This is a genomic window from Bartonella sp. MR100HLJHH (assembly GCF_042194215.1).
Lineage (GTDB): Bacteria > Pseudomonadota > Alphaproteobacteria > Rhizobiales > Rhizobiaceae > Bartonella > Bartonella grahamii.
In genome coordinates this window covers 72,746-91,136 of the sequence record NZ_JBHIMR010000001.1, presented here as the reverse complement: position 1 = coordinate 91,136, position 18,391 = coordinate 72,746, and the positions used below count along the sequence as shown (strand labels likewise).

The 18,391-nt window shown below is 38.8% G+C and carries 17 protein-coding genes; 10 read left to right on the top strand and 7 right to left on the bottom strand.

What is annotated here, in order from left to right:
- Positions 1–112: 112 nt before the first annotated feature.
- Positions 113–1,351: a saccharopine dehydrogenase NADP-binding domain-containing protein gene (locus ACFIJ7_RS00410; RefSeq protein ID WP_375644340.1), complete on the bottom strand. Its 1,239-nt coding sequence runs from the start codon at positions 1,349–1,351 to the stop codon at positions 113–115.
- Between the two features lie 53 nt (positions 1,352–1,404).
- Positions 1,405–2,502, bottom strand: coding sequence for a carboxynorspermidine decarboxylase (locus tag ACFIJ7_RS00405; protein WP_375644418.1), 1,098 nt, complete (start codon positions 2,500–2,502; stop codon positions 1,405–1,407).
- A 167-nt stretch (positions 2,503–2,669) separates the two neighbouring features.
- Here ACFIJ7_RS00405 and ACFIJ7_RS00400 point away from each other — a divergent pair, with 167 nt between their 5' ends.
- The 7 genes from ACFIJ7_RS00400 to mnhG all read left to right on the top strand — a co-directional run bounded on the left by ACFIJ7_RS00400 (position 2,670) and on the right by mnhG (position 9,450).
- A complete protein-coding gene (locus ACFIJ7_RS00400; protein ID WP_375644339.1) occupies positions 2,670–3,167 on the top strand; it encodes a BA14K family protein in 498 nt (165 codons plus the stop codon).
- Positions 3,168–3,398: 231 nt separating this feature from the next.
- On the top strand, positions 3,399–6,320 hold the full coding sequence (locus ACFIJ7_RS00395; protein WP_375635340.1) for a monovalent cation/H+ antiporter subunit A: 2,922 nt from the start codon (positions 3,399–3,401) through the stop codon (positions 6,318–6,320).
- Positions 6,320–6,661, top strand: a complete 342-nt coding sequence (locus ACFIJ7_RS00390) for a Na+/H+ antiporter subunit C (protein WP_015857096.1) — start codon at positions 6,320–6,322, stop codon at positions 6,659–6,661. Before ACFIJ7_RS00395 ends, ACFIJ7_RS00390 begins: the two co-directional genes overlap by 1 nt.
- Positions 6,661–8,283 carry a monovalent cation/H+ antiporter subunit D gene (locus ACFIJ7_RS00385; RefSeq protein WP_375644338.1) on the top strand — a complete coding sequence of 541 codons (1,623 nt, stop codon included), beginning with the start codon at positions 6,661–6,663 and terminating at the stop codon, positions 8,281–8,283. The genes ACFIJ7_RS00390 and ACFIJ7_RS00385 overlap by 1 nt, the downstream gene beginning before the upstream one ends.
- Positions 8,280–8,765 carry a Na+/H+ antiporter subunit E gene (locus tag ACFIJ7_RS00380; RefSeq protein ID WP_375644337.1) on the top strand — a complete coding sequence of 162 codons (486 nt, stop codon included), beginning with the start codon at positions 8,280–8,282 and terminating at the stop codon, positions 8,763–8,765. The genes ACFIJ7_RS00385 and ACFIJ7_RS00380 overlap by 4 nt, the downstream gene beginning before the upstream one ends.
- Positions 8,762–9,043 (top strand): K+/H+ antiporter subunit F, encoded by a 282-nt coding sequence (locus tag ACFIJ7_RS00375; protein WP_375635337.1) that lies wholly within the window; start codon positions 8,762–8,764, stop codon positions 9,041–9,043. The genes ACFIJ7_RS00380 and ACFIJ7_RS00375 overlap by 4 nt, the downstream gene beginning before the upstream one ends.
- Entirely contained in the window at positions 9,040–9,450 is a 411-nt protein-coding gene (mnhG, locus tag ACFIJ7_RS00370; protein WP_375644336.1) for a monovalent cation/H(+) antiporter subunit G, read from the top strand. Before ACFIJ7_RS00375 ends, mnhG begins: the two co-directional genes overlap by 4 nt.
- A gap of 16 nt (positions 9,451–9,466) precedes the next feature.
- On the opposite strand, the gene ACFIJ7_RS00365 is transcribed toward mnhG, so the two are convergent.
- The 4 genes from ACFIJ7_RS00365 to ACFIJ7_RS00350 all read right to left on the bottom strand — a co-directional run bounded on the left by ACFIJ7_RS00365 (position 9,467) and on the right by ACFIJ7_RS00350 (position 12,428).
- Entirely contained in the window at positions 9,467–9,856 is a 390-nt protein-coding gene (locus tag ACFIJ7_RS00365) for an MliC family protein (protein WP_015857091.1), read from the bottom strand.
- Positions 9,857–9,873: 17 nt separating this feature from the next.
- Entirely contained in the window at positions 9,874–10,269 is a 396-nt protein-coding gene (locus ACFIJ7_RS00360; protein ID WP_375635334.1) for an MliC family protein, read from the bottom strand.
- A gap of 418 nt (positions 10,270–10,687) precedes the next feature.
- On the bottom strand, positions 10,688–11,821 hold the full coding sequence (aroB, locus tag ACFIJ7_RS00355) for a 3-dehydroquinate synthase (RefSeq protein WP_375644335.1): 1,134 nt from the start codon (positions 11,819–11,821) through the stop codon (positions 10,688–10,690).
- Entirely contained in the window at positions 11,796–12,428 is a 633-nt protein-coding gene (locus ACFIJ7_RS00350) for a shikimate kinase (RefSeq protein ID WP_375644417.1), read from the bottom strand. The genes aroB and ACFIJ7_RS00350 overlap by 26 nt, the downstream gene beginning before the upstream one ends.
- A gap of 259 nt (positions 12,429–12,687) precedes the next feature.
- Between ACFIJ7_RS00350 and ACFIJ7_RS00345 the strand changes: the two genes are divergently transcribed.
- The 3 genes from ACFIJ7_RS00345 to ACFIJ7_RS00335 all read left to right on the top strand — a co-directional run bounded on the left by ACFIJ7_RS00345 (position 12,688) and on the right by ACFIJ7_RS00335 (position 15,451).
- Complete coding sequence (locus ACFIJ7_RS00345; RefSeq protein ID WP_375644416.1) at positions 12,688–13,626, top strand: site-specific tyrosine recombinase XerD; 939 nt, start codon at positions 12,688–12,690, stop codon at positions 13,624–13,626.
- 78 nt (positions 13,627–13,704) lie between these two features.
- A complete protein-coding gene (locus ACFIJ7_RS00340) occupies positions 13,705–14,661 on the top strand; it encodes an acetyl-CoA carboxylase carboxyltransferase subunit alpha (RefSeq protein WP_375644415.1) in 957 nt (318 codons plus the stop codon).
- A 40-nt stretch (positions 14,662–14,701) separates the two neighbouring features.
- On the top strand, positions 14,702–15,451 hold the full coding sequence (locus tag ACFIJ7_RS00335) for a L,D-transpeptidase family protein (protein ID WP_375635332.1): 750 nt from the start codon (positions 14,702–14,704) through the stop codon (positions 15,449–15,451).
- A 1,546-nt stretch (positions 15,452–16,997) separates the two neighbouring features.
- Here the strand turns inward: ACFIJ7_RS00335 and ACFIJ7_RS00330 are convergent.
- Complete coding sequence (locus ACFIJ7_RS00330; RefSeq protein ID WP_375644334.1) at positions 16,998–18,059, bottom strand: CobW family GTP-binding protein; 1,062 nt, start codon at positions 18,057–18,059, stop codon at positions 16,998–17,000.
- Positions 18,060–18,391: the final 332 nt, after the last annotated feature.

Here is an 18,391-nt window from a genome sequence, read left to right as displayed (position 1 = left end):
TAACTAAAATTTTTTTGAAAACCATAATTACATGAGAATATTAAGTTTGTTTTCATTGGGCAGTTTTCTGATAACTTAAAAAATCAAGCATATGCTTTCTATAGGTATAAATTTAAAATTCTAATTTTTTATCCTCTTGTTGTTCTCTTATAAAAGTGGGAAGCCCCATACGATCAAGATATTTAAGGAAAGGGCGGGGTGGTAATTCCTCTACATTGACCATAGTCTTAACATCCCATTCGCCTGTAGCAATGAGAAGGGCTGTAGCAGCAGCTGGTACGCCAGCGGTATAGGAAATGCCTTGTGCTCCAGTTTCATGAAAAGCTTGTTTGTGATCGGCTATATTATAGATAAAAATTTCTCGCAGGTGTCCATCTTTTTCGCCTTTAATAAGATCTCCGATACAGGTTTTTCCTGTGTAGTCTGGGGCGAGAGAGGAAGGGTCGGGTAAGACGGCTTTCACGACTTTCAAGGGCACGACTTCTTGACCTTCCGCCGTTTTAATCGGTTGTTCGGATAAGAGTCCGAGGTTTTTTAGAACCGTAAAAACAGTGATATAACGTTCACTAAATCCCATCCAGAAACGGACATTCTCCACATCGAGATTTTTCGATAATGAATGAATTTCATCATGCCCTGTCATATAGGCTTTTTGTTTTCCAACAATGGGGAGATCCCATTCATGGCTGATTTCAAACATTTTATTGGAAGTCCATTTTTTATTTTGCCATGACCATACTTGTCCTGTAAATTCACGGAAGTTAATTTCTGGATCAAAATTTGTAGCAAACCAACGCCCATGATTTCCGGCATTAATATCAATAATATCAATATCTGTGATTTTATCAAAATAATTATCGCGCGCTAATGCTGCATAGGCATTCACTACACCTGGGTCAAAACCTGCTCCTAAAATAGCGGTTATACCAGCTTTTTCACATTCTTGACGCCGAGGCCATTCATAATTGCCATACCAAGGAGGTGTTTCACAAATTTTCAAGGGGTCTTCATGGATCGCTGTATCGATATAAGCGCATTTGGTTTCAATACAAGCTGAAAGAACAGACATATTAAGAAAGGCAGAACCAACATTAATGACAATTTCGCATTTGGTCTTTTGGATGAGCTTTATAGTTTCTTCTACATTCATGGCATTGAGCGAATGGCTTTTGAGAACACCCTGTTCTTTCATTGTGTTTTTTTCTTTAATAGAAGCAATGATGGCTTCACATTTTTTGAGTGTTCGTGAAGCAATATGAATTTCACCAAGAATATCGTTGTTTTGAGCACATTTGTGTGCAACAACTTGTGCAACACCTCCAGCACCAATAATGAGAACATTTTTTTTCATTGTAGGTTCATCTCCTTTTTAATACTGTTGTATGACGTTTTTATGGTTGATCTTTATGAAAGACTTTCCTGATAGTCGTTATAGCTGAATTGGCGTTGAAGTGTTAATGTACCATCGCACTCTTTGAGAACAATAGCAGGCATTGTAACGCCATTAAACCAGTTTTTCTTGACCATTGTATAACCTGCTGCATCCTGAAAAGACAGCCGATCGCCTATTTTAAGAGGTTTTTGAAATTGAAATGTTCCAAAAATATCGCCGGCAAGACAAGATTTTCCACAAATCATAATTTCGTGTGGTCCTTGATTGGGTTCTAATTTGGCATTTTCACGATAAATGAGAAGATCAAGCATATGTGCTTCAATTGAGCTGTCAACGATGGCAAGATTCTTTTCGTTATACAATGTGTCAAGAACACTGACTTCTAATGTGGTGCTTTTGGTGATAGCAGCTTCTCCTGGTTCTAGAAAAAGAGTAACACCATGGGTTTTAGAAAATTGTTTTAAACGTTTTGCGAAAGATTCTAAAGGATAATTTTCAGCTGTAAAATGGATTCCGCCACCAAGGCTTATCCAGTCAACCGCAGCGAAAAGTTCTGCAAATTTTTCTTCCATGTGATTCAGCATTTGGTTAAAAAGATTAAAATCAGCATTTTCGCAATTGTTGTGGATCATTAGGCCATTTATGAGGGGTAGAACTTCTTTTATAGCGCTTTGATTGGTTTCGCCTAAGCGGCTAAAAGGGCGGGAGGGATTGGCAAGATCAAAATTGGATGCGCTGATTCCTGGATTTAACCTCAAACCCCGTAGGATGGTTTTGCTAGCGTTAGAAAAACGTTGAAGCTGTTGGATTGAGTTAAAGATAATTTTGTCTGCATAGCTACAGGCTTCATCAATTTCATGATCGGCCCAAGCAACCGAATAGGCATGTGTTTCTTTGCCAAATTTTTCTCTTCCTAAACGCAGTTCATAAAGGGATGATGATGTGGTTCCATCCATGAACTCGGACATTAAATCAAAAACACTCCATGTAGCAAAACATTTCAAAGCAAGTAAAATTTTAGCTCCAGACATTTCCCGTAAACGAGAAATTGTTTGCATGTTTTTGATGAGTTTCGATTTGTCTATAAGGTAGTAGGGGGTTTTTATCATCATTTATTCATTCTTTTTTGAAGGATCTTATTACCAAGATCAACGTTTAGTACAAAGAGTAACAGAATGTCTCAAGAAAAAAGAGTCTTAAGAAAAGAATCTGTTTCTGTCTAGAAAGAGAAAGGCTTTCTGTAATTACTGTTGTTTATTATTTTGAGTTTTGCGTTATGAGTATGAAAAAAAAATTATATTATGCTTTAGCTTTTGTATTGGTTAGCAGTTTTTTCATTATAACAACTACTCTTGTTAATTGGGGGCAAAATAGGAGTGATGCTAAAGCCAAACTGGTTACTCAGACTTCTGTCCAAGATAGTTCGGTGCCTTTGATTTTTACGGGGCGTAGAGAACTTAATGGTTTTAAAGGTTATCGTCATTATCGGCGTGGTTATCGTAAATATAGTGATAATTGGTGGTATCCTGAAGTGGCATTTGTTACGTCACCGCACTTAAGCACAAAAAGCGCATCATTAAAAGCTGTACCAGATGCTAAAAAAGTGTTTTTAACGTCTTCTTCGGAAAAATTAGAAAAAAAAGAGCCATGGATGCTTAAACAACATATTGAATCTTGCCGTGCGCGTTATCGCTCTTATAATAAAAATGATAATAGTTTTCAGCCTTTTCATGGGGGGCGTAAACAGTGTTTATCACGCTTTTTTAAAGGATAGAAATTATTAAATAAATTTTTAATTGCTTCTTGTCGTGGGCGTTATTGTTCTTACAATAAAGAGAAAACTTGCGTGGTGCGCAGCATTTTCATGAAAGCGTTTTTTTTGAAAAATTTAAATACTTTTAAGTTTTATTAAATCTTATTATCATTAAGTGTGGAATGGGGGGTGAGGATATAAGTTTTTGTTTTGTCGATGACAAAATATTAAGGACAGGATGGAGTTGAAAGAATGACAACACGGGAAGCAATGTTGATATTGCTCGTTTTGCTTCCCTTTGGTGGAAGTGCTATCATTGGCTTTTTTCGCTCGACAGCAAAAAATAATGAAGCATGGTTTGCTGGGATTGTTGCACTTTTCTGTCTTATTTTTACAATAATGCTTTATCCGGAAGTTCGCGGAAACCACGTAGTGCGTTTAGATATTTCTTGGCTTCCAGAATGGGGGAGCGATTTGATTCTCCGTATAGATGGTTTGTCGTGGCTTTTTTGCTTGCTCATTACAGGAATTGGGTTGCTTGTTGTCATTTATTCACGTTATTACATGGATCCAGCAGATTCTGTACCGCGATTTTTTTCCTTTTTTTTGGCCTTTATGGGATCAATGACGGGAATAGTCTTATCAGGTAATCTCGTCTTTTTGGTTATTTTTTGGGAACTCACCAGCATTTTTTCTTTTTTGTTGATCGGCTATTGGTATCATAATGCAAGTGCGCGTGAGGGTGCGCGTATGGCTCTAACGATCACAGGTTTTGGCGGTTTTGCACTTTTTATTGGGGTTTTATTGATCGGGTATATTGTTGGCAGTTTTGATTTGGATAAAGTGCTGCAGTCTGGAGATATGATCCGGTCAAGTTCTCTTTATAGTCCTGTCCTTATTTGTATTTTATTGGGGGGATTAACAAAAAGTGCGCAGTTTCCCTTTCATTTTTGGCTGCCCAATGCGATGGCTGCTCCAACCCCTGTATCGGCTTATTTGCATTCAGCAACCATGGTAAAAGCGGGATTGTTTTTGCTTGTTCGTTTATGGCCTGTGCTTTCTGGGACAGAATCTTGGTTTTGGCTGGTTGGCTTTTCAGGACTCTCTACATTGCTGCTTGGTGCCTATTTTTCCATGTTTCAGCAAGACTTGAAAGGGCTGCTTGCTTATTCAACTATTAGTCATCTTGGATTGATTACCACGCTTTTAAGCCTTGGTAGTCCACTTGCTTGTGTTGCAGCGATCTTCCATATGGCTAATCATGCTACTTTTAAAGCTTCTTTATTTATGGCTGCTGGTATTATTGATCACGAGACGGGAACACGTGATATGCGTAAATTGTCAGGGCTTTATCGCTCTATGCCTATTACAGCAACTCTCGCTTTAGTTGCAAGCGCAGCGATGGCTGGAGTTCCTTTGTTGAATGGTTTTTTATCGAAAGAGATGTTTTTTGCTGAAGCTGTTGAAACGCATATGGAATCATGGCTCGATTGGATTGCACCTTATGTAGCAACGCTGGCTAGTCTGTTTAGTGTAACCTATTCTATACGCTTTATTCATGGCGTTTTTTTGGGACCAAAACCTGTCAATTTACCCAAAACTCCCCATGAACCACCGCATTTCATGCGTTTACCAATGGAGCTTTTGGTGTTTATTTGTTTAGCAGTTGGTATTTTTCCTAATTTAACAATAGGACCTATTTTAGATAACGCGGTTGTGTCTGTTTTAGGATCAATGACAATCCCTTATAGTTTAGCTGTTTGGCATGGGTTCAATACTCCATTAGTGATGAGTTTTGTTGCGTTATTAGGAGGCGGATTGCTCTACGCTGTCGGGCACCGTTATTTTTTATCCTGTGATGATGGAGCACCTTTTTTTCGTCACTTAAATGGACCGCGTATTTTTGAACGCATTCTCGTGATTATTTCTTGGAAATGGGCACGTGCGGTGGAATCTATTTTATCAACACGCCGTTTGCAGATACAGTTGCACTGGATTTTTTGGGTGTGTTTTGCATTTGTTGGTCTTTTACTTTGGTGCGATGGTTTCATTTCAGCGGGGGCGTTACCGCTTTTCCCAGTTGATATTCCCTTTCTCGCTCTTTGGTTAGTTGGCGGATTATGTGCACTTTTAGTTGCTTGGCAAGCAAAGTTTCATCGTCTTGCATCACTCATGTTGTCGGGGGGAGCTGGTTTGATGACTTGTGCAACCTTTTTATGGCTTTCTGCTCCTGATTTAGCAATAACACAATTAGTTGTTGAGGTTGTTACAGTCGTCTTATTATTGCTTGGTTTACGGTGGTTGCCTAAACGTTTGCATAATCCTACTCCAACGCCTGTTCGTTTTTTCGTGCGCTTGCGTCGTATCCGTGATTTCATCATAGCCCTTGTGGGAGGTGCTGGTGTAGCATGGCTCTCTTTTGCAGTGATGACACGTCCTCAAGGTACGACGATTTCTGATTTTTTTCTCACAAAGGCTTACTCTGATGCTGGTGGTCGCAATGTTGTGAATGTGTTGTTGGTTGATTTCCGTGGTTTTGATACTATGGGAGAAATTGTCGTTTTGGGTGTTGTATCACTCACTGTTTTTGCCCTTTTACGGCGGTTTCGTCCTGCCCCTGAAAGTATTGATGCACCTTTTCAGCAACGTGTCCAGAAAGCCTTTGATATGGCACAGCCTAATCGAAATGTGGGAGATACAGTGTTGAATTATTTAGCTGTTCCTGCTGTTATTATGGGTTGGCTCTTTCCGATTATTATCGCTTTTGCTATTTATTTATTTATGCGAGGGCATGATCTGCCAGGAGGTGGATTTGTCGGTGGTGTTACTTTGGCGATAGGATTTATTTTACAATATCTTGCACGCGATATTCGGTGGGTGGAAACGCATTTGAGAGTTTTACCTTTGCGTTGGATGGGCTTTGGTTTATTGTTGTCAGTCGTAACGGGGATGGGCTCTTGGTTTTTTGGATATCCTTTTTTAACATCCTTTTTTCGATATATTCATTTTCCGTTAATTGGAAAAGTTCCCATGGCATCTGCTTTTTTGTTTGATTTTGGTGTGCTTTCTCTTGTGTTAGGAGCAACTGTTCTCATTTTAATTGCACTTGCACACCAGTCAATTCGGAGTTACCGAATCGGTAAGAAACCTGTTTTGAAAGAGAAGGAAAATTAATGGAAATTGTTCTTTCTTTAGGTATTGGTATTCTTGTTGGATCAGGAATTTGGCTTATTTTACGTCCACGCACTTTTCAAGTCATTCTTGGTTTGTCTTTGATTTCCTATGGTGTCAATCTTTTTATGTTTTCAATGAGTAGACCGCGTAGTAATGCCGCTCCAATTGTTGATCCTACTACTGTTATTAATCCAGCTAATTATGTCGATCCTCTTCCTCAAGCCTTGGTTTTAACTGCGATTGTGATTGGTTTTGCAACGACAGCTTTATTTTTAGTTATTCTCTTGGTTTCACGCGGTTTAACGGGTTCAGATCACGTTGATGGACGTGAGGTGCAGTGATGGAAGTAGGAGTGCACCATCTCCTTATTTTGCCTATTCTTTTGCCGTTAATCACTGGAGCACTTCTTCTTTTTTATGATGAACGGCGTTCGAAATTTAAATCATTGATTAGTCTTTTTTCGGCGGGATTGTCGGTCGTTATTGCTGTTTTACTGATTATACGTACTCTTGAAATAGCGCCGGCTTGCGATGTTTATCGGCTTGGCAATTGGCTCTCTCCCTTCGGAATTGTTTTGGTCCTTGATCGTTTAAGCGCCATGATGCTTTTACTTTCAAGCTTATTGGTGACTAGCGTACTGGTTTTTGCGCGGGCTCATTGGTACAAAGCGGGTTCTCATTTTCAGTCACTGATGCAATTTTTCATGGTTGGAATAAACGGCGCTTTTTTGACCGGTGATTTATTTAATTTATTTGTATTTTTTGAAGTTATGTTAACGGCTTCCTATGGGCTTGCTTTGCATGGTTCTGGTCAGACACGCGTGCGTGCAGGGTTGCATTATGTTGTGGTTAATCTTGTTGCTTCATTACTTTTTTTAGTTGGTACGGCCCTCATTTATGGAGTCGCTGGTACTCTTAATATGGCCGATTTGGCTGTTAAAATAAAATATATATCTTCTACAGATATTGTTTTGTTCGAAATAGGTGTTGCACTTCTAGGTATTGCTTTTTTGCTTAAGGCTGGTATGTGGCCGCTTAATTTTTGGTTGGTGCCAACTTACAGCGCGGCAGTAGCGCCCGTTGGAGCTTCTTTTGCACTTTTGAGCAAGGTGGGTATTTATATTATTTTACGTTTAACGCTGCTGTGGTTTGGTCCTGAAAGTGAATATTTTAACCATTTTGGTCATACGGTTTTGTTTTATGGTGGGCTTGCCACTTTGATTTTTGGTTTTATTGGGGTATTGGCGAGCCAAGTTTTGGTGCGTTTGGCAGCTTATAGTGTTCTTGTCTCTTCTGGTACATTGTTGGCAGCAATAGGGATTGGCAATGCAGCACTGACAGCAGGTGCACTTTTTTATATTGTTTCTTCAACTTTAGCACTGGGAGCTTTTTTTCTTTTGGTAGAGTTGGTTGAACGCTGTCAAGATGTGGCTGCTAATGTTCTGGCTGTCACAATGGAGGTTTATGGTGATGATGAAGAGGAGGAAGAAGATGAAGTTGGCACATATCTCCCTGTAACCTTGGCAATTCTTGGGGCTTGTTTTGGTATCTGTGCCATTTTGATTATTGGATTGCCACCTTTTTCTGGTTTTGTTGCTAAACTTATGATGTTCATGGCAGTTTTAAACCATAGTAGAGAGGATTTTTTTGCCTCTCTTCCGGTTTATCATGATTGGCTTTTTGTGGTTTTTGTCACCCTCTCAGGTTTTGCAGCTTTGATTGCACTGACACGAACGGGGATTCGAACTTTTTGGGTTTCTCTTGAAGGTCGCGTTCCCCGTGTGCAGGTGATAGAATTTGCGCCTATTGCTGTTCTTCTTGCCTTGTGTTTTCTTATAACAATTGTAGCCGGTCCTGTTAGTCATTATATGTCTGAAACTGCTAAGACTTTGTATGAACCTCAGAATTATATTGGGAGCGTTTTAACGGATTTTTCTCTCGAAAAGAGGGAGATGAATAAATGAATCGTTTTTGTCCTTCTCCTTTTTTCAGTGGTGTCATTGTCCTTATGTGGCTTATTTTAAATGGTTTTAGTTTAGGGCAATTGTTTTTAGGTATTATAACCGCTTTGTTTTGTGGTTGGATGATACGGCTTCTTGAGCCGGAGAAGGTTGCTATTAAAAACTGGAGTGCGGTTTTTCGTCTTATTTTTCGAGTCTTGATAGATTCTATATCCTCAAATATCTCGGTGGCTTGGTTTGTTTTAACAAAAAGGTCTCGAAAACAGCGATCTGGCTTTATTGTAGTGCCTCTTCTGCTTCATAATCGCACTGCTTTGGCTATTTTAGCGTGCATCCTTTCGGCAACTCCTGGAACGGCTTGGGTTGCCTATAATAGTAAAAAGGGTGAGCTTTTGCTCCATGTCTTAAATTTAAAAAAAGGATATAATTATCAACGATTGATAAAACAACGGTATGAGCAATTACTTTTGGAGATTTTCTTATGAGTATGGTGATCCTTTATTGGGGGCTTTTCTTTTCACAGTTTTTTTTAAGTTTGGCGGTGGTCTTCGCATTGTTTCGGTTGATTCGTGGTCCACGGGCACAGGATAGAATTGTTGGTTTGGATGCTCTTTATATAACCACTGTTCTTTTGTTTCTTACATTCGATATCCGTTCAGGAACAACCATTTATTTTGTTGCTGCCCTCATTATTGGGTTGTTGGGGTCTGTTTCAAGCATCGCTTTAGCGAAGTTTCTTATGCGGGGGGAGGTTATTGAATGAAAGATGACGTATCGCTTGTGGTGGCTATTGCTATCACGGTTTTCTTAATATTAGGGTCTGGATTGACACTGATCGCAACGATAGGTTTGGTGCGCTTTTCCAGTTTTTATGAGCGTTTGCATATGCTTTCAGTGTGTACGAGTTGGGGTGTTGGTAGCATTCTTATTTCTTCATTTCTCTATTCAATATTTGTGGACCATTATTTTGTTTTTCATGAAGTGTTGCTGATGTTTTTTTTGTTTTTAACAGCACCGGTAGCTTCTATGTTGCTCTCACATACAGCAGCTTATCGACATCATTCAGAAGAACAGTCAGAAAAACCGCTGGCTCTTTTATTAAACCAGACGGAGGAAAAGTTACTCACGTCAGAAGGAACATCAAGCGATGAGAGCCAGCGCGGTTCTTGAAATGTAAGAACCTTCCTTATTCTGTGCTTTTTTCTTCTACACACGTGAGGGACGTTGCGTGGTCTTCAGTAAGGGTATTGTAGAATGAGGCCTCGTTTCCTTTTGTCCACCAAACATATTCACCCCCTACATATTTTGCTCCAGAAGCAGAAACGACATTGGAAGCGATGATGCGCTTTCCATTCCATTTGAGATCAACTAATGCAATATCATTGGTAGTGTAGTAGGTTGCTTCAACACGTTCTTTTTTTGTTTCATTGCTGCATTGATAGACAGCGGTTTCTTTTTTTGGTTCTGAATCGTCTGGTACCTCAATGACTAAAGAGCCGGCAAAGGCACTCGTTGAGCTAAAAAGCGATAGACTTAAAACGGCTAAAAACCGTAAATTAAAAAGAGTTTTTTTCATAATGATTCCTTCGTTATTTAGAACAACAATGTTGATTCATCTTTACAGTGGATGGGGGTTTTTCTTTCTGGATCACGAAGATGATCGTAAAGTGTGACTTCGTTGTTCTTTTTCCACCAAATATACCAGCTTCCTTCGTATTTTTCCCCTGTGTCTGCGACTACATTTGCAGCAACGACGCGCTCTCCTTTCCATTTGAAATCAACCAACGAAATATTATCAGCATTGAGATAGACCGCTTCAACGCGTTCTTTACCTGTTCCAGTATCACACTGATAGGTAATGGTCTCTGTTTTGGGCTCTGGGTTGTCTGGTACCTCAATGATAAAAGAACCAGCTAAGCTATTGTTTGAGCTGAAGATTGATAAACTTAAAGCGGTGAAAAATCCTAAAAAATGTAAAGTTTTTTTCATGATGCTTCCCTATATTCCTATATTGTTCACAAAGAATAATTTGATTGATACAATGGTGTCTACGGCAGGATTCGAACCTGCGACCCCAGGATTCATACCACTTCGATTTTCACCGCCAGCTTTTCATGGCTGTTTGTGGTCTGGACTGTCTCTTCACCTTGAAGCTTTTAGCTCTTTAGGTGCTGCCCGTTCAGTCTCTACACCTTTCTCTCATTTGAGGAGAGACTTGGCTCGGGATTGGCATATAGTCTCCCATGAAGCTTTCCCCGAATTTGAGCAGATCCACTTTGAGGATTTCTCCTTAAAGCGCCCAATTTCTTTAGGAATCCTGTGCTCTATCCTACTGAGCTACGCAGACATCATCATACTTATTCCTTTAATAGAAGTATAAAAACGAATCAATTATATTCAATATGAATTAACGAATTTCTGCTAATTTTTGTTCCAGAAAAGTCAAAACTGCTTCCGGAGAGACATTTTTTGCAATAAATGATTGACCAAGTCCGCGTGTTAAGATGAAGGTCAAATTGTTTTGCGAAACTTTTTTATCTTGGGCAATGAGAGTCATTAAAGTGTCAGAATCTGGTAACTTCCCTGGGATATCCTTTAATTGTGTAGGCAACCCTATAGATTTGAAGTGTGCTTCAATACGTTGTGTAAGTGTGGGACTTATCAAATTTAGTTGAGCAGAGAATTGATGCGCTAGAATCATTCCAATTGCTACAGCTTCGCCATGGATTAAGCGGTCTGAGTCATAGGCGGTTGCTGTTTCAAGCATGTGTCCAAATGTATGGCCGAGATTTAAGAGCGCGCGCTCTCCTGCTTCGTGTTCGTCACGTGCTACAATGGCAGCTTTAAATTGGCATGAGCGGACAATAGCTTCTGTTCGTATTGGGCCATTGGAAAAAATTTCTTTCCCATTTTTTTCAAGCCACTCAAAAAAATCAGGCTGGTTAATGAGTCCATATTTAACCATTTCTGCGTAACCAGCACGAAATTCGCGCGGTGGTAGGGTATCAAGAAGACATGTGTCAGCAATAACGCATTGCGGTTGATAAAAAGTACCAATAAGATTTTTACCATATTGGCTATTGATTCCAGTTTTTCCACCAACGGAGGAATCAATTTGTGCAAGAAGCGTTGTGGGCATTTGAATAAAGTTCATACCACGGCGGATTATACTTGCCGCAAATCCTGCTAGATCGCCAATGACACCACCACCAAAAGCAATAACACAATCGCCTCTTTCTAAACGCGCAGCAAGAATTTGACCGATGACAATTTGCAGGGTTGAAAATGATTTTGATTGTTCTCCTGCTTCTACAATAATAGGGACAGTATGAATTTTATTTTTTATTAACTCTGCTTGTAATATTTCCAAATGAAGAGAAGCAACATTTGTATCTGTAACAAGTGCCAAGCGCGTTGGATGAGGATCTTTTTTGTTAAGAGCATGTTTAATCTGTGAAGCAGCTTGTGCAATCAGATTCGGACCAATGATGATATCGTAACAGTGTTTGTCCAGTTTAACAGTGACGGTCTTTGTTTGCATGCTGGTTGTCCCTATTGTTAATTTCTGTGTATAGGTAGTGCTGTACAGATCGTATAACATTTTGTGCTACGGTATGACGGCTTTCTTTATGACTGTTAATTGTTAAGTTTGCCTTTGCATAGATAGGATAACGCTGTTCCATGAGCTTTTGCATGGTTTCTTTAGGGTTGGCTGTTTGAAGCAGGGGGCGTGTTGGGTGCTTTGAGACACGTTGCATGAGGATATCAAGATCGACTTTTAGCCATATGGATATACCATTTTGGTGAATGGCTTTTCGGATATTTTCATTTATGTAGGCACCACCACCTGTTGCTAAAACAAGAGGACTTTTTTTTATGAGGTTTAGAATAACACGCTGTTCAAGAGCACGAAATTCTGATTCACCATAAATTTCAAAGAGTTCAGTGATTGTCATTTGCGCAGCTTTTTCAATTTCTTGGTCAGAATCATAAAAGGGTAAACGGAGCATGGTGGCGACGCGTTTTCCGATCACTGATTTTCCTGCCCCCATAAGACCAACAAGGACAAGTACTCTTTTATCAAGGGACGATAAGAGCTGATTCTTTATTTGTGTTATGGGGACGCGTTTTGGTCGATTGCTTTTCATAACTTTATTTCGGCATTTATCCATCTTAAAGTCAATTCCTGTTAATCTTTGTGAGGCATAATACGAGATAGAATATTTTTGGTAGGTTATTATCTTATGCCAACATTGACCAGATTTTTGATGATTCTTTTCATTTTGCTTTCTGTTCTTTTCATTATAATGGGTGCTCTTGTGGTTTGGGTTGAACCAGTAACTGTGGATATGTACATTGATGTCCCCTTGGATTCATGGAATCTTTCTACGGAAGCGAATCAATGAAATGAAAAGTGGTGCTGTGATAGATCATTTTCTTGAGATGATGAGCGCGGAGAGAGGGGCTTCACCTCATACGCTTGCGGCTTATCAGCATGATTTGCAGTGGGCACAAGACGAATTGTCTTCACACTCTGTTTCGCTTTTTTCAGCACAAAAAGAAGATTTAATTACTCTTTTGTCGCTTATGCATACTTTTGGTTTTGCGGCATCGTCGCAAGCGCGCCGTTTATCAACTTTACGTCAGTTTTATCAATTCCTTTATGCTGAAGGGTTGAGAGCAGATGATCCCTCTCATGATATTGATGCACCTCGCCAAGGGCGTCCTTTGCCAAAAATCATGAGTGAAGATGCAGTGATAAAATTGCTTGATTTAGCACAGTTAGAAGTTAATCAAGCTCATTATGGATCTAAGGATTATCTGCGTGCATTGCGTCTTCAGCTATTGAGTGAAATGCTTTATGCAACAGGATTACGCATTAGTGAATTGGTGAGTCTGCCTGTGCAGGCTGTTCGGGGGAAAGCATACAGCATTTTGGTTCGTGGTAAAGGCAAAAAAGAACGAATGGTGCTGTTATCAAAAAAAGCATATCAAGTTCTTTTGCAGTGGTTAAATTTGCGTGATCAGGGAAAGGATGCCGCAAGTTCTTATCTTTTTCCAGCGCATTCAGAAACAGGGTATATTGCGCGTCAAGTTGTTGCACGGGAGTTGAAAAATCTCGCCACAAGGGCAGGAATTGAAAGTAAACACTTTTCTCCCCATGTGTTGCGCCATGCTTTTGCTAGCCATCTTTTGCAAAATGGTGCTGATTTGCGTGCCGTTCAACATTTGTTAGGTCACTCTGATATTTCTACCACTCAGATTTATACCCATGTGTTGGAAGAGGGACTTTATCGTTTAGTTAATGAGCATCATCCACTTGCCGATGAGCAAAAGGCTCGTTAAAGAAAAGGTGATGTTTTTGAAAAAGACTTTATAAAGCAAATTATAAGTGTATAAGTGACACTGAATGAGTTGGTACAAATGTATAATTATCTTGATTTTGAAAAACCAGTTGCTGATCTTGATGGGAAAATTCTTGAATTAAAAAAAATTTCTCAGGAAAAAGGCAGTCTTGATATGAGTGACGAGATTGCTCGTCTTGAAACGCGTTCCCAAACAGCGTTGCGCGATATTTATAAAAAATTATCGCCGTGGCAAAAAACACAAGTCGCTCGTCATCCTGATCGTCCCCATTTTATGGACTATTCTAAACGCTTATTGAGTGATGTTACGCCTTTGGCAGGAGATCGCAAGTTTGCTGAAGATGAGGCTATTCAAGCTGGGTTTGCACGCTTTAGGGGAGAAGCAGTTGCTTATATCGGTCAAGAGAAAGGTCACGATACGCAAACACGTTTGCGTTATAATTTTGGTTCTGCACGTCCAGAAGGCTATCGTAAAGCTGTACGTATTATGGAAATGGCTGACCGCTTTGGTTTGCCACTTCTCACTTTTATTGATACAGCAGGTGCGTATCCTGGGGTAAGCGCTGAAGAACGTGGGCAAGCGGAAGCAATTGCTCAATCAACAGCTGCAACTTTGCGTTTGAAAGTTCCTGTGGTTTCCGTTGTTATTGGAGAAGGCGGTTCTGGAGGGGCGATAGCAATCGCGGCTGCCAACAAAGTTTATATGTTGGAGCACGCAATTTACTCTGTTATTTCACCAGAAGGAGCAGCTTCTATTTTATGGCGTGATCCAGCTCGTGCAAAAGATGCTGCAATGAATATGCGTATTACCGCTCAAGATTTGTATCGCTTGAAGATTATTGATGGCATTATTTCGGAACCTTTAGGGGGAGCGCATCGTGGCAAAGAGATTGTCATTGATGCAACGGGTGATGTTATTTCAGAGGCTTTAAAAGTTATGGCTGGAAAAGATGGTGAAGCTCTTAAACAAGAGCGAAGGGAAAAATACCTTCAAATTGGTCGATCTCTAACATAGGTTATTTTTTGTGAGGGGTGTTGGATTGGAGTTTTATTCGATGACATTTAGCAGATTCCTCGCTGTGTGTGTGTTGTTTGTAATGGGAATATTGGCGGCATGTGGGGGAAGATTGCCAGCTTCTATTCGTGCCAAAGTTGAGCAGCCGTTGCCACAAGAAATCCAGAACAGAATGGCTTTGTACGATATTGATCCTTATGCACCAATTGTAATGCGATTTTTCAAGGAAGAAAATCTTGCTGAAGTTTGGAAGCAATCTCGTTCAGGGCTTTTTATCTTGGTTGCTCGCTATGGCATTTGCAAATGGTCTGGTAAGCTTGGACCTAAATATAAAGAAGGGGATCTTCAGACACCAGAGGGTTTTTATACTATTAGCGCAAACCAAATGAATCCTTATTCAAAATATTATCTTTCTTTTAATATAGGATTTCCTAACCTTTATGATCAGGAAAATGGTCGTACAGGAAGCAATCTTATGGTGCACGGTTCTTGCTTTTCCGCAGGTTGTTATTCTATGAGTGATAAGAACATGGCTCAAATTTATGCGTTTGCACGGGATGCTTTTAAAGGAGGACAAAGAGAGTTTCAGTTGCAGGCCTTTCCTTTCCGCATGACCGAGGATAATATGTTACGTCATAGCAATGATCCTCATTATCAATTCTGGGTTATGCTTAAGAAAGGTTATGATTTTTTTGAAAAAAATCGTCAGCCTCCAACTGTTGAAGTTTATGGAAAACGTTACGTTTTTAATCGCGATATTGATAAAACTTCAGTTTCTCTATTGCAGTGAGTGTTATTGTATCCTGATGGACCGTAGACACTATCACTTATAAATGGCGATACAGGATATGCAAAAACTTTACGCATAAGGTGTTTAAGTGAGTAGTCAGTCTTTTAAAGCCTAGAGTTTTTTCATAGAGTCTTATGTAAGTAAATCAGATGAAGTGGGAAGCCAAGAGGAATTTTCTCAAAGAAGTTGGATTGTTTGCACATCGGTCAATCTTCATTTTTAGTGAAGAGTAAGTTAATATAAAATGTACTTCTCTTTTTATTTCTTTCAAAGAGTTTTATTCTTTCATGCTGTAAAATATTATCTTGTCGTGCTATTATATAAGATACATTCACACATTTTAAAATGCGATATTGCCTCTGTCTGATTTTGTTTTTTTCTTAACAGGGATTTTGATTTCACTTAGCTGGAGTAAATATAGAGTTGAGCAGAATATTTTAGAACCAAGAATTTGTCCAATCGGTCTGTGAAATGAATCGCATGAAGTGGTTCGCAGATGAAGTGCATTTAGAGAGAAAACAATCTGATTACAGATTTATGGATATTAAAATTTTTATCATAACAATTTGATTTACAATGACAGTTTATTATTTTTAGTTTGAATTGAGGGACTCAATATCATAAGATCCTTTTATCTTAAAATCTGTTTATAATGAATCAATCGAAACCATTTTTTGCACACCATAAAATTGGATTAGCATGTGAATAAAACTCTTAAAGAAAAGAGCACAGATAGTTTTCATGAGTACTCTAAAGTGCCAAGTTTTCTAAAACATTTTTAACTGGCAAGAGTATGAGGCTACCAGTTTGCATATTTATAGAGTAAAGATGGAGAATTTTGTATTATATTATTTATGGGTAGCGTTTTGAAATAGGAATGATGCGTATTGAGAGACGGTGTTTTTAAACGAGTGCGTGAATTCGCGATAAAATGATGTTCTATTTTGTGTGAAGGCGACTATTTTACAGATAAGGGTAATATGTTAGCGCTGGAGTGTTTTAATACGTAGTCATTTTGCGTCATGCGGTTTTGTAAGAGAGCTAAAAAGTTTCAATTGTGGTAGTCTATAGTGATTTTGTCGTCCAGTGAAAAGGTACGAATAATTTTATGGGAGGCATTATTGTTTAGAACGCATTGTTAAAAATGTGTATTTTCTTATTTTTTATTCCATTATGTGAATAAACTTGAATAGGAATGTTTATAAAAGTTTTTTATAAATTTATAACATATTGATTTATAAGTATATTTTTAGCGTTATTCAACTTGAATTAGTATCTTGGATACCGTAAGATTCTCCCGTTTCAAAGTTTCTCCATGTTGAATCAATTAAAACCATTTGCTTGCGCATTACAAACGGGGATAGCCGCGGGGGTAAAGCTGTGCAAGAAAAGACTAAAACGCTTTTTATGAACCATCTAAAGTGCCAAGAGCTTGTTCGACATTGGGGATTAGCAAAGTGTGTGATGATGCCAGTTTGCTCCTTTAAAAGCATAAAGATGGTGGTGCCAATGAATTTAATGTTATATCATTGAGGGTGAGAAAAAATTAAAATTTTATTCCTGGAATGATCAGAGGATTTTCTAAGAGAGCTGTTTTGTCTGCAGTATCTATTGCTGGTTTATTAAAGAAAGCATTGAGGAGCTTTTGTATTGCTTCTTTTTCAACACCATCGGCAATGATGACAAAACGTGTTTGTTTTATTCCTTTTGGCCATGCTGGCAATCTTATGGGAGGATGAAAAAATGTTTGTACGCCATGTAATACAAGTGGGCGATAAGGGTCATCACGCAATGCGATAATTGCTTTAATACGTAATAATTTTGTACCATAACGCTCTTGTAGGAGATCTAAAAAAGCTTCAATTGTGGCGGAATCAACAGGACCCTCACAGTTGAGTGAAAAGGTACGAATGGTTTTATGGGGGGTATGATCATGTGGGGTAGTCGTAAGATTTTGTTTAAGTTTTGTATTTTCTACTTTTTCATCCCATAATGTGTTATTTGTTAACAGATTTGAACAAAAATCTTCAGAATGGGCGTCAATGATTTGTGCTGTAGGATTAATCGTTTTAAGTGTGTTAAGAAGCGTATCTGAAGGTGTTTGTTGGGCCATAAGGTCTGTTTTGGTGAGAATAATTTTATCAGCAAATATTAATTGTTTATATATTTCAGGATAGCGCTCACATATGGAAAGTGTGCTTAATGTATCAAATGTTGCAAGAACAGCATTTATGGACAATGTTTGAATAAATAACGGGTGGCTTAAAAGTATTTGTAAAATAGGGGCGGGATCAGCCATCCCTGTGGTTTCAATGATAATATGATGGAGTTGTTTGATCTGTCCTGTCTGAACGCGATTTATTAAATCAATTAATGTGTCGATGAGATCACTGCGTAAATTGCAGCATAAGCAGCCATTGGCAAGCTCAATAATTCCCTCTGTCGTTTTTTCAACTAGAAGGTGGTCAATACTGATTTCGCCGAATTCATTGATGATAACAGCACATTCTGTTAAAAGAGGGTCTTGTAGCATACGGTTGAGCAAAGTTGTTTTGCCAGAGCCTAAAAAACCAGTAATAAGCGTGAGAGGGATGCGCTTTATTTTCATGTTAATCATCAACCGTGGTTTTGTTTTAAAAAAACATATTTCAGTACGTTTAACCAATTTATAATGGTGTCCGTGAGGGATATAATGGTTAACACCCTATGAAATCCATTGTACCACTATCTTTACGCTTATAAAGGTAGGTGTATGCAGGGTATATCATACACTTTTTTAGCGTCAATGTTATGATAATTCTTGGTTCTTGAAAGAATTTATAGGAGGAATTTTTATTCCTTGTTTTAATTATTTTATCTACATGTTCATCTACCTCGTGATGTGCAAGAGACTGGTTTTTATTGATTCAACAAATACAGATTTGAAATGAGAGAATCTTA

Coding starts and splice junctions, on each gene's coding strand:
- ACFIJ7_RS00360 (WP_375635334.1), bottom strand. CDS start 10,269: ATGAAAAAAACTTTACATTTTTTAGGATTTTTCACCGCTTTAAGTTTA.
- ACFIJ7_RS00365 (WP_015857091.1), bottom strand. CDS start 9,856: ATGAAAAAAACTCTTTTTAATTTACGGTTTTTAGCCGTTTTAAGTCTA.
- ACFIJ7_RS00405 (WP_375644418.1), bottom strand. CDS start 2,502: ATGATAAAAACCCCCTACTACCTTATAGACAAATCGAAACTCATCAAA.
- ACFIJ7_RS00375 (WP_375635337.1), top strand. CDS start 8,762: ATGAGTATGGTGATCCTTTATTGGGGGCTTTTCTTTTCACAGTTTTTT.
- ACFIJ7_RS00380 (WP_375644337.1), top strand. CDS start 8,280: ATGAATCGTTTTTGTCCTTCTCCTTTTTTCAGTGGTGTCATTGTCCTT.
- ACFIJ7_RS00385 (WP_375644338.1), top strand. CDS start 6,661: ATGGAAGTAGGAGTGCACCATCTCCTTATTTTGCCTATTCTTTTGCCG.
- ACFIJ7_RS00400 (WP_375644339.1), top strand. CDS start 2,670: ATGAGTATGAAAAAAAAATTATATTATGCTTTAGCTTTTGTATTGGTT.
- ACFIJ7_RS00390 (WP_015857096.1), top strand. CDS start 6,320: ATGGAAATTGTTCTTTCTTTAGGTATTGGTATTCTTGTTGGATCAGGA.
- ACFIJ7_RS00345 (WP_375644416.1), top strand. CDS start 12,688: ATGAAAAGTGGTGCTGTGATAGATCATTTTCTTGAGATGATGAGCGCG.
- ACFIJ7_RS00410 (WP_375644340.1), bottom strand. CDS start 1,351: ATGAAAAAAAATGTTCTCATTATTGGTGCTGGAGGTGTTGCACAAGTT.
- ACFIJ7_RS00395 (WP_375635340.1), top strand. CDS start 3,399: ATGACAACACGGGAAGCAATGTTGATATTGCTCGTTTTGCTTCCCTTT.
- ACFIJ7_RS00335 (WP_375635332.1), top strand. CDS start 14,702: ATGACATTTAGCAGATTCCTCGCTGTGTGTGTGTTGTTTGTAATGGGA.
- mnhG (WP_375644336.1), top strand. CDS start 9,040: ATGAAAGATGACGTATCGCTTGTGGTGGCTATTGCTATCACGGTTTTC.
- ACFIJ7_RS00350 (WP_375644417.1), bottom strand. CDS start 12,428: ATGAAAAGCAATCGACCAAAACGCGTCCCCATAACACAAATAAAGAAT.
- aroB (WP_375644335.1), bottom strand. CDS start 11,821: ATGCAAACAAAGACCGTCACTGTTAAACTGGACAAACACTGTTACGAT.
- ACFIJ7_RS00340 (WP_375644415.1), top strand. CDS start 13,705: ATGTATAATTATCTTGATTTTGAAAAACCAGTTGCTGATCTTGATGGG.
- ACFIJ7_RS00330 (WP_375644334.1), bottom strand. CDS start 18,059: ATGAAAATAAAGCGCATCCCTCTCACGCTTATTACTGGTTTTTTAGGC.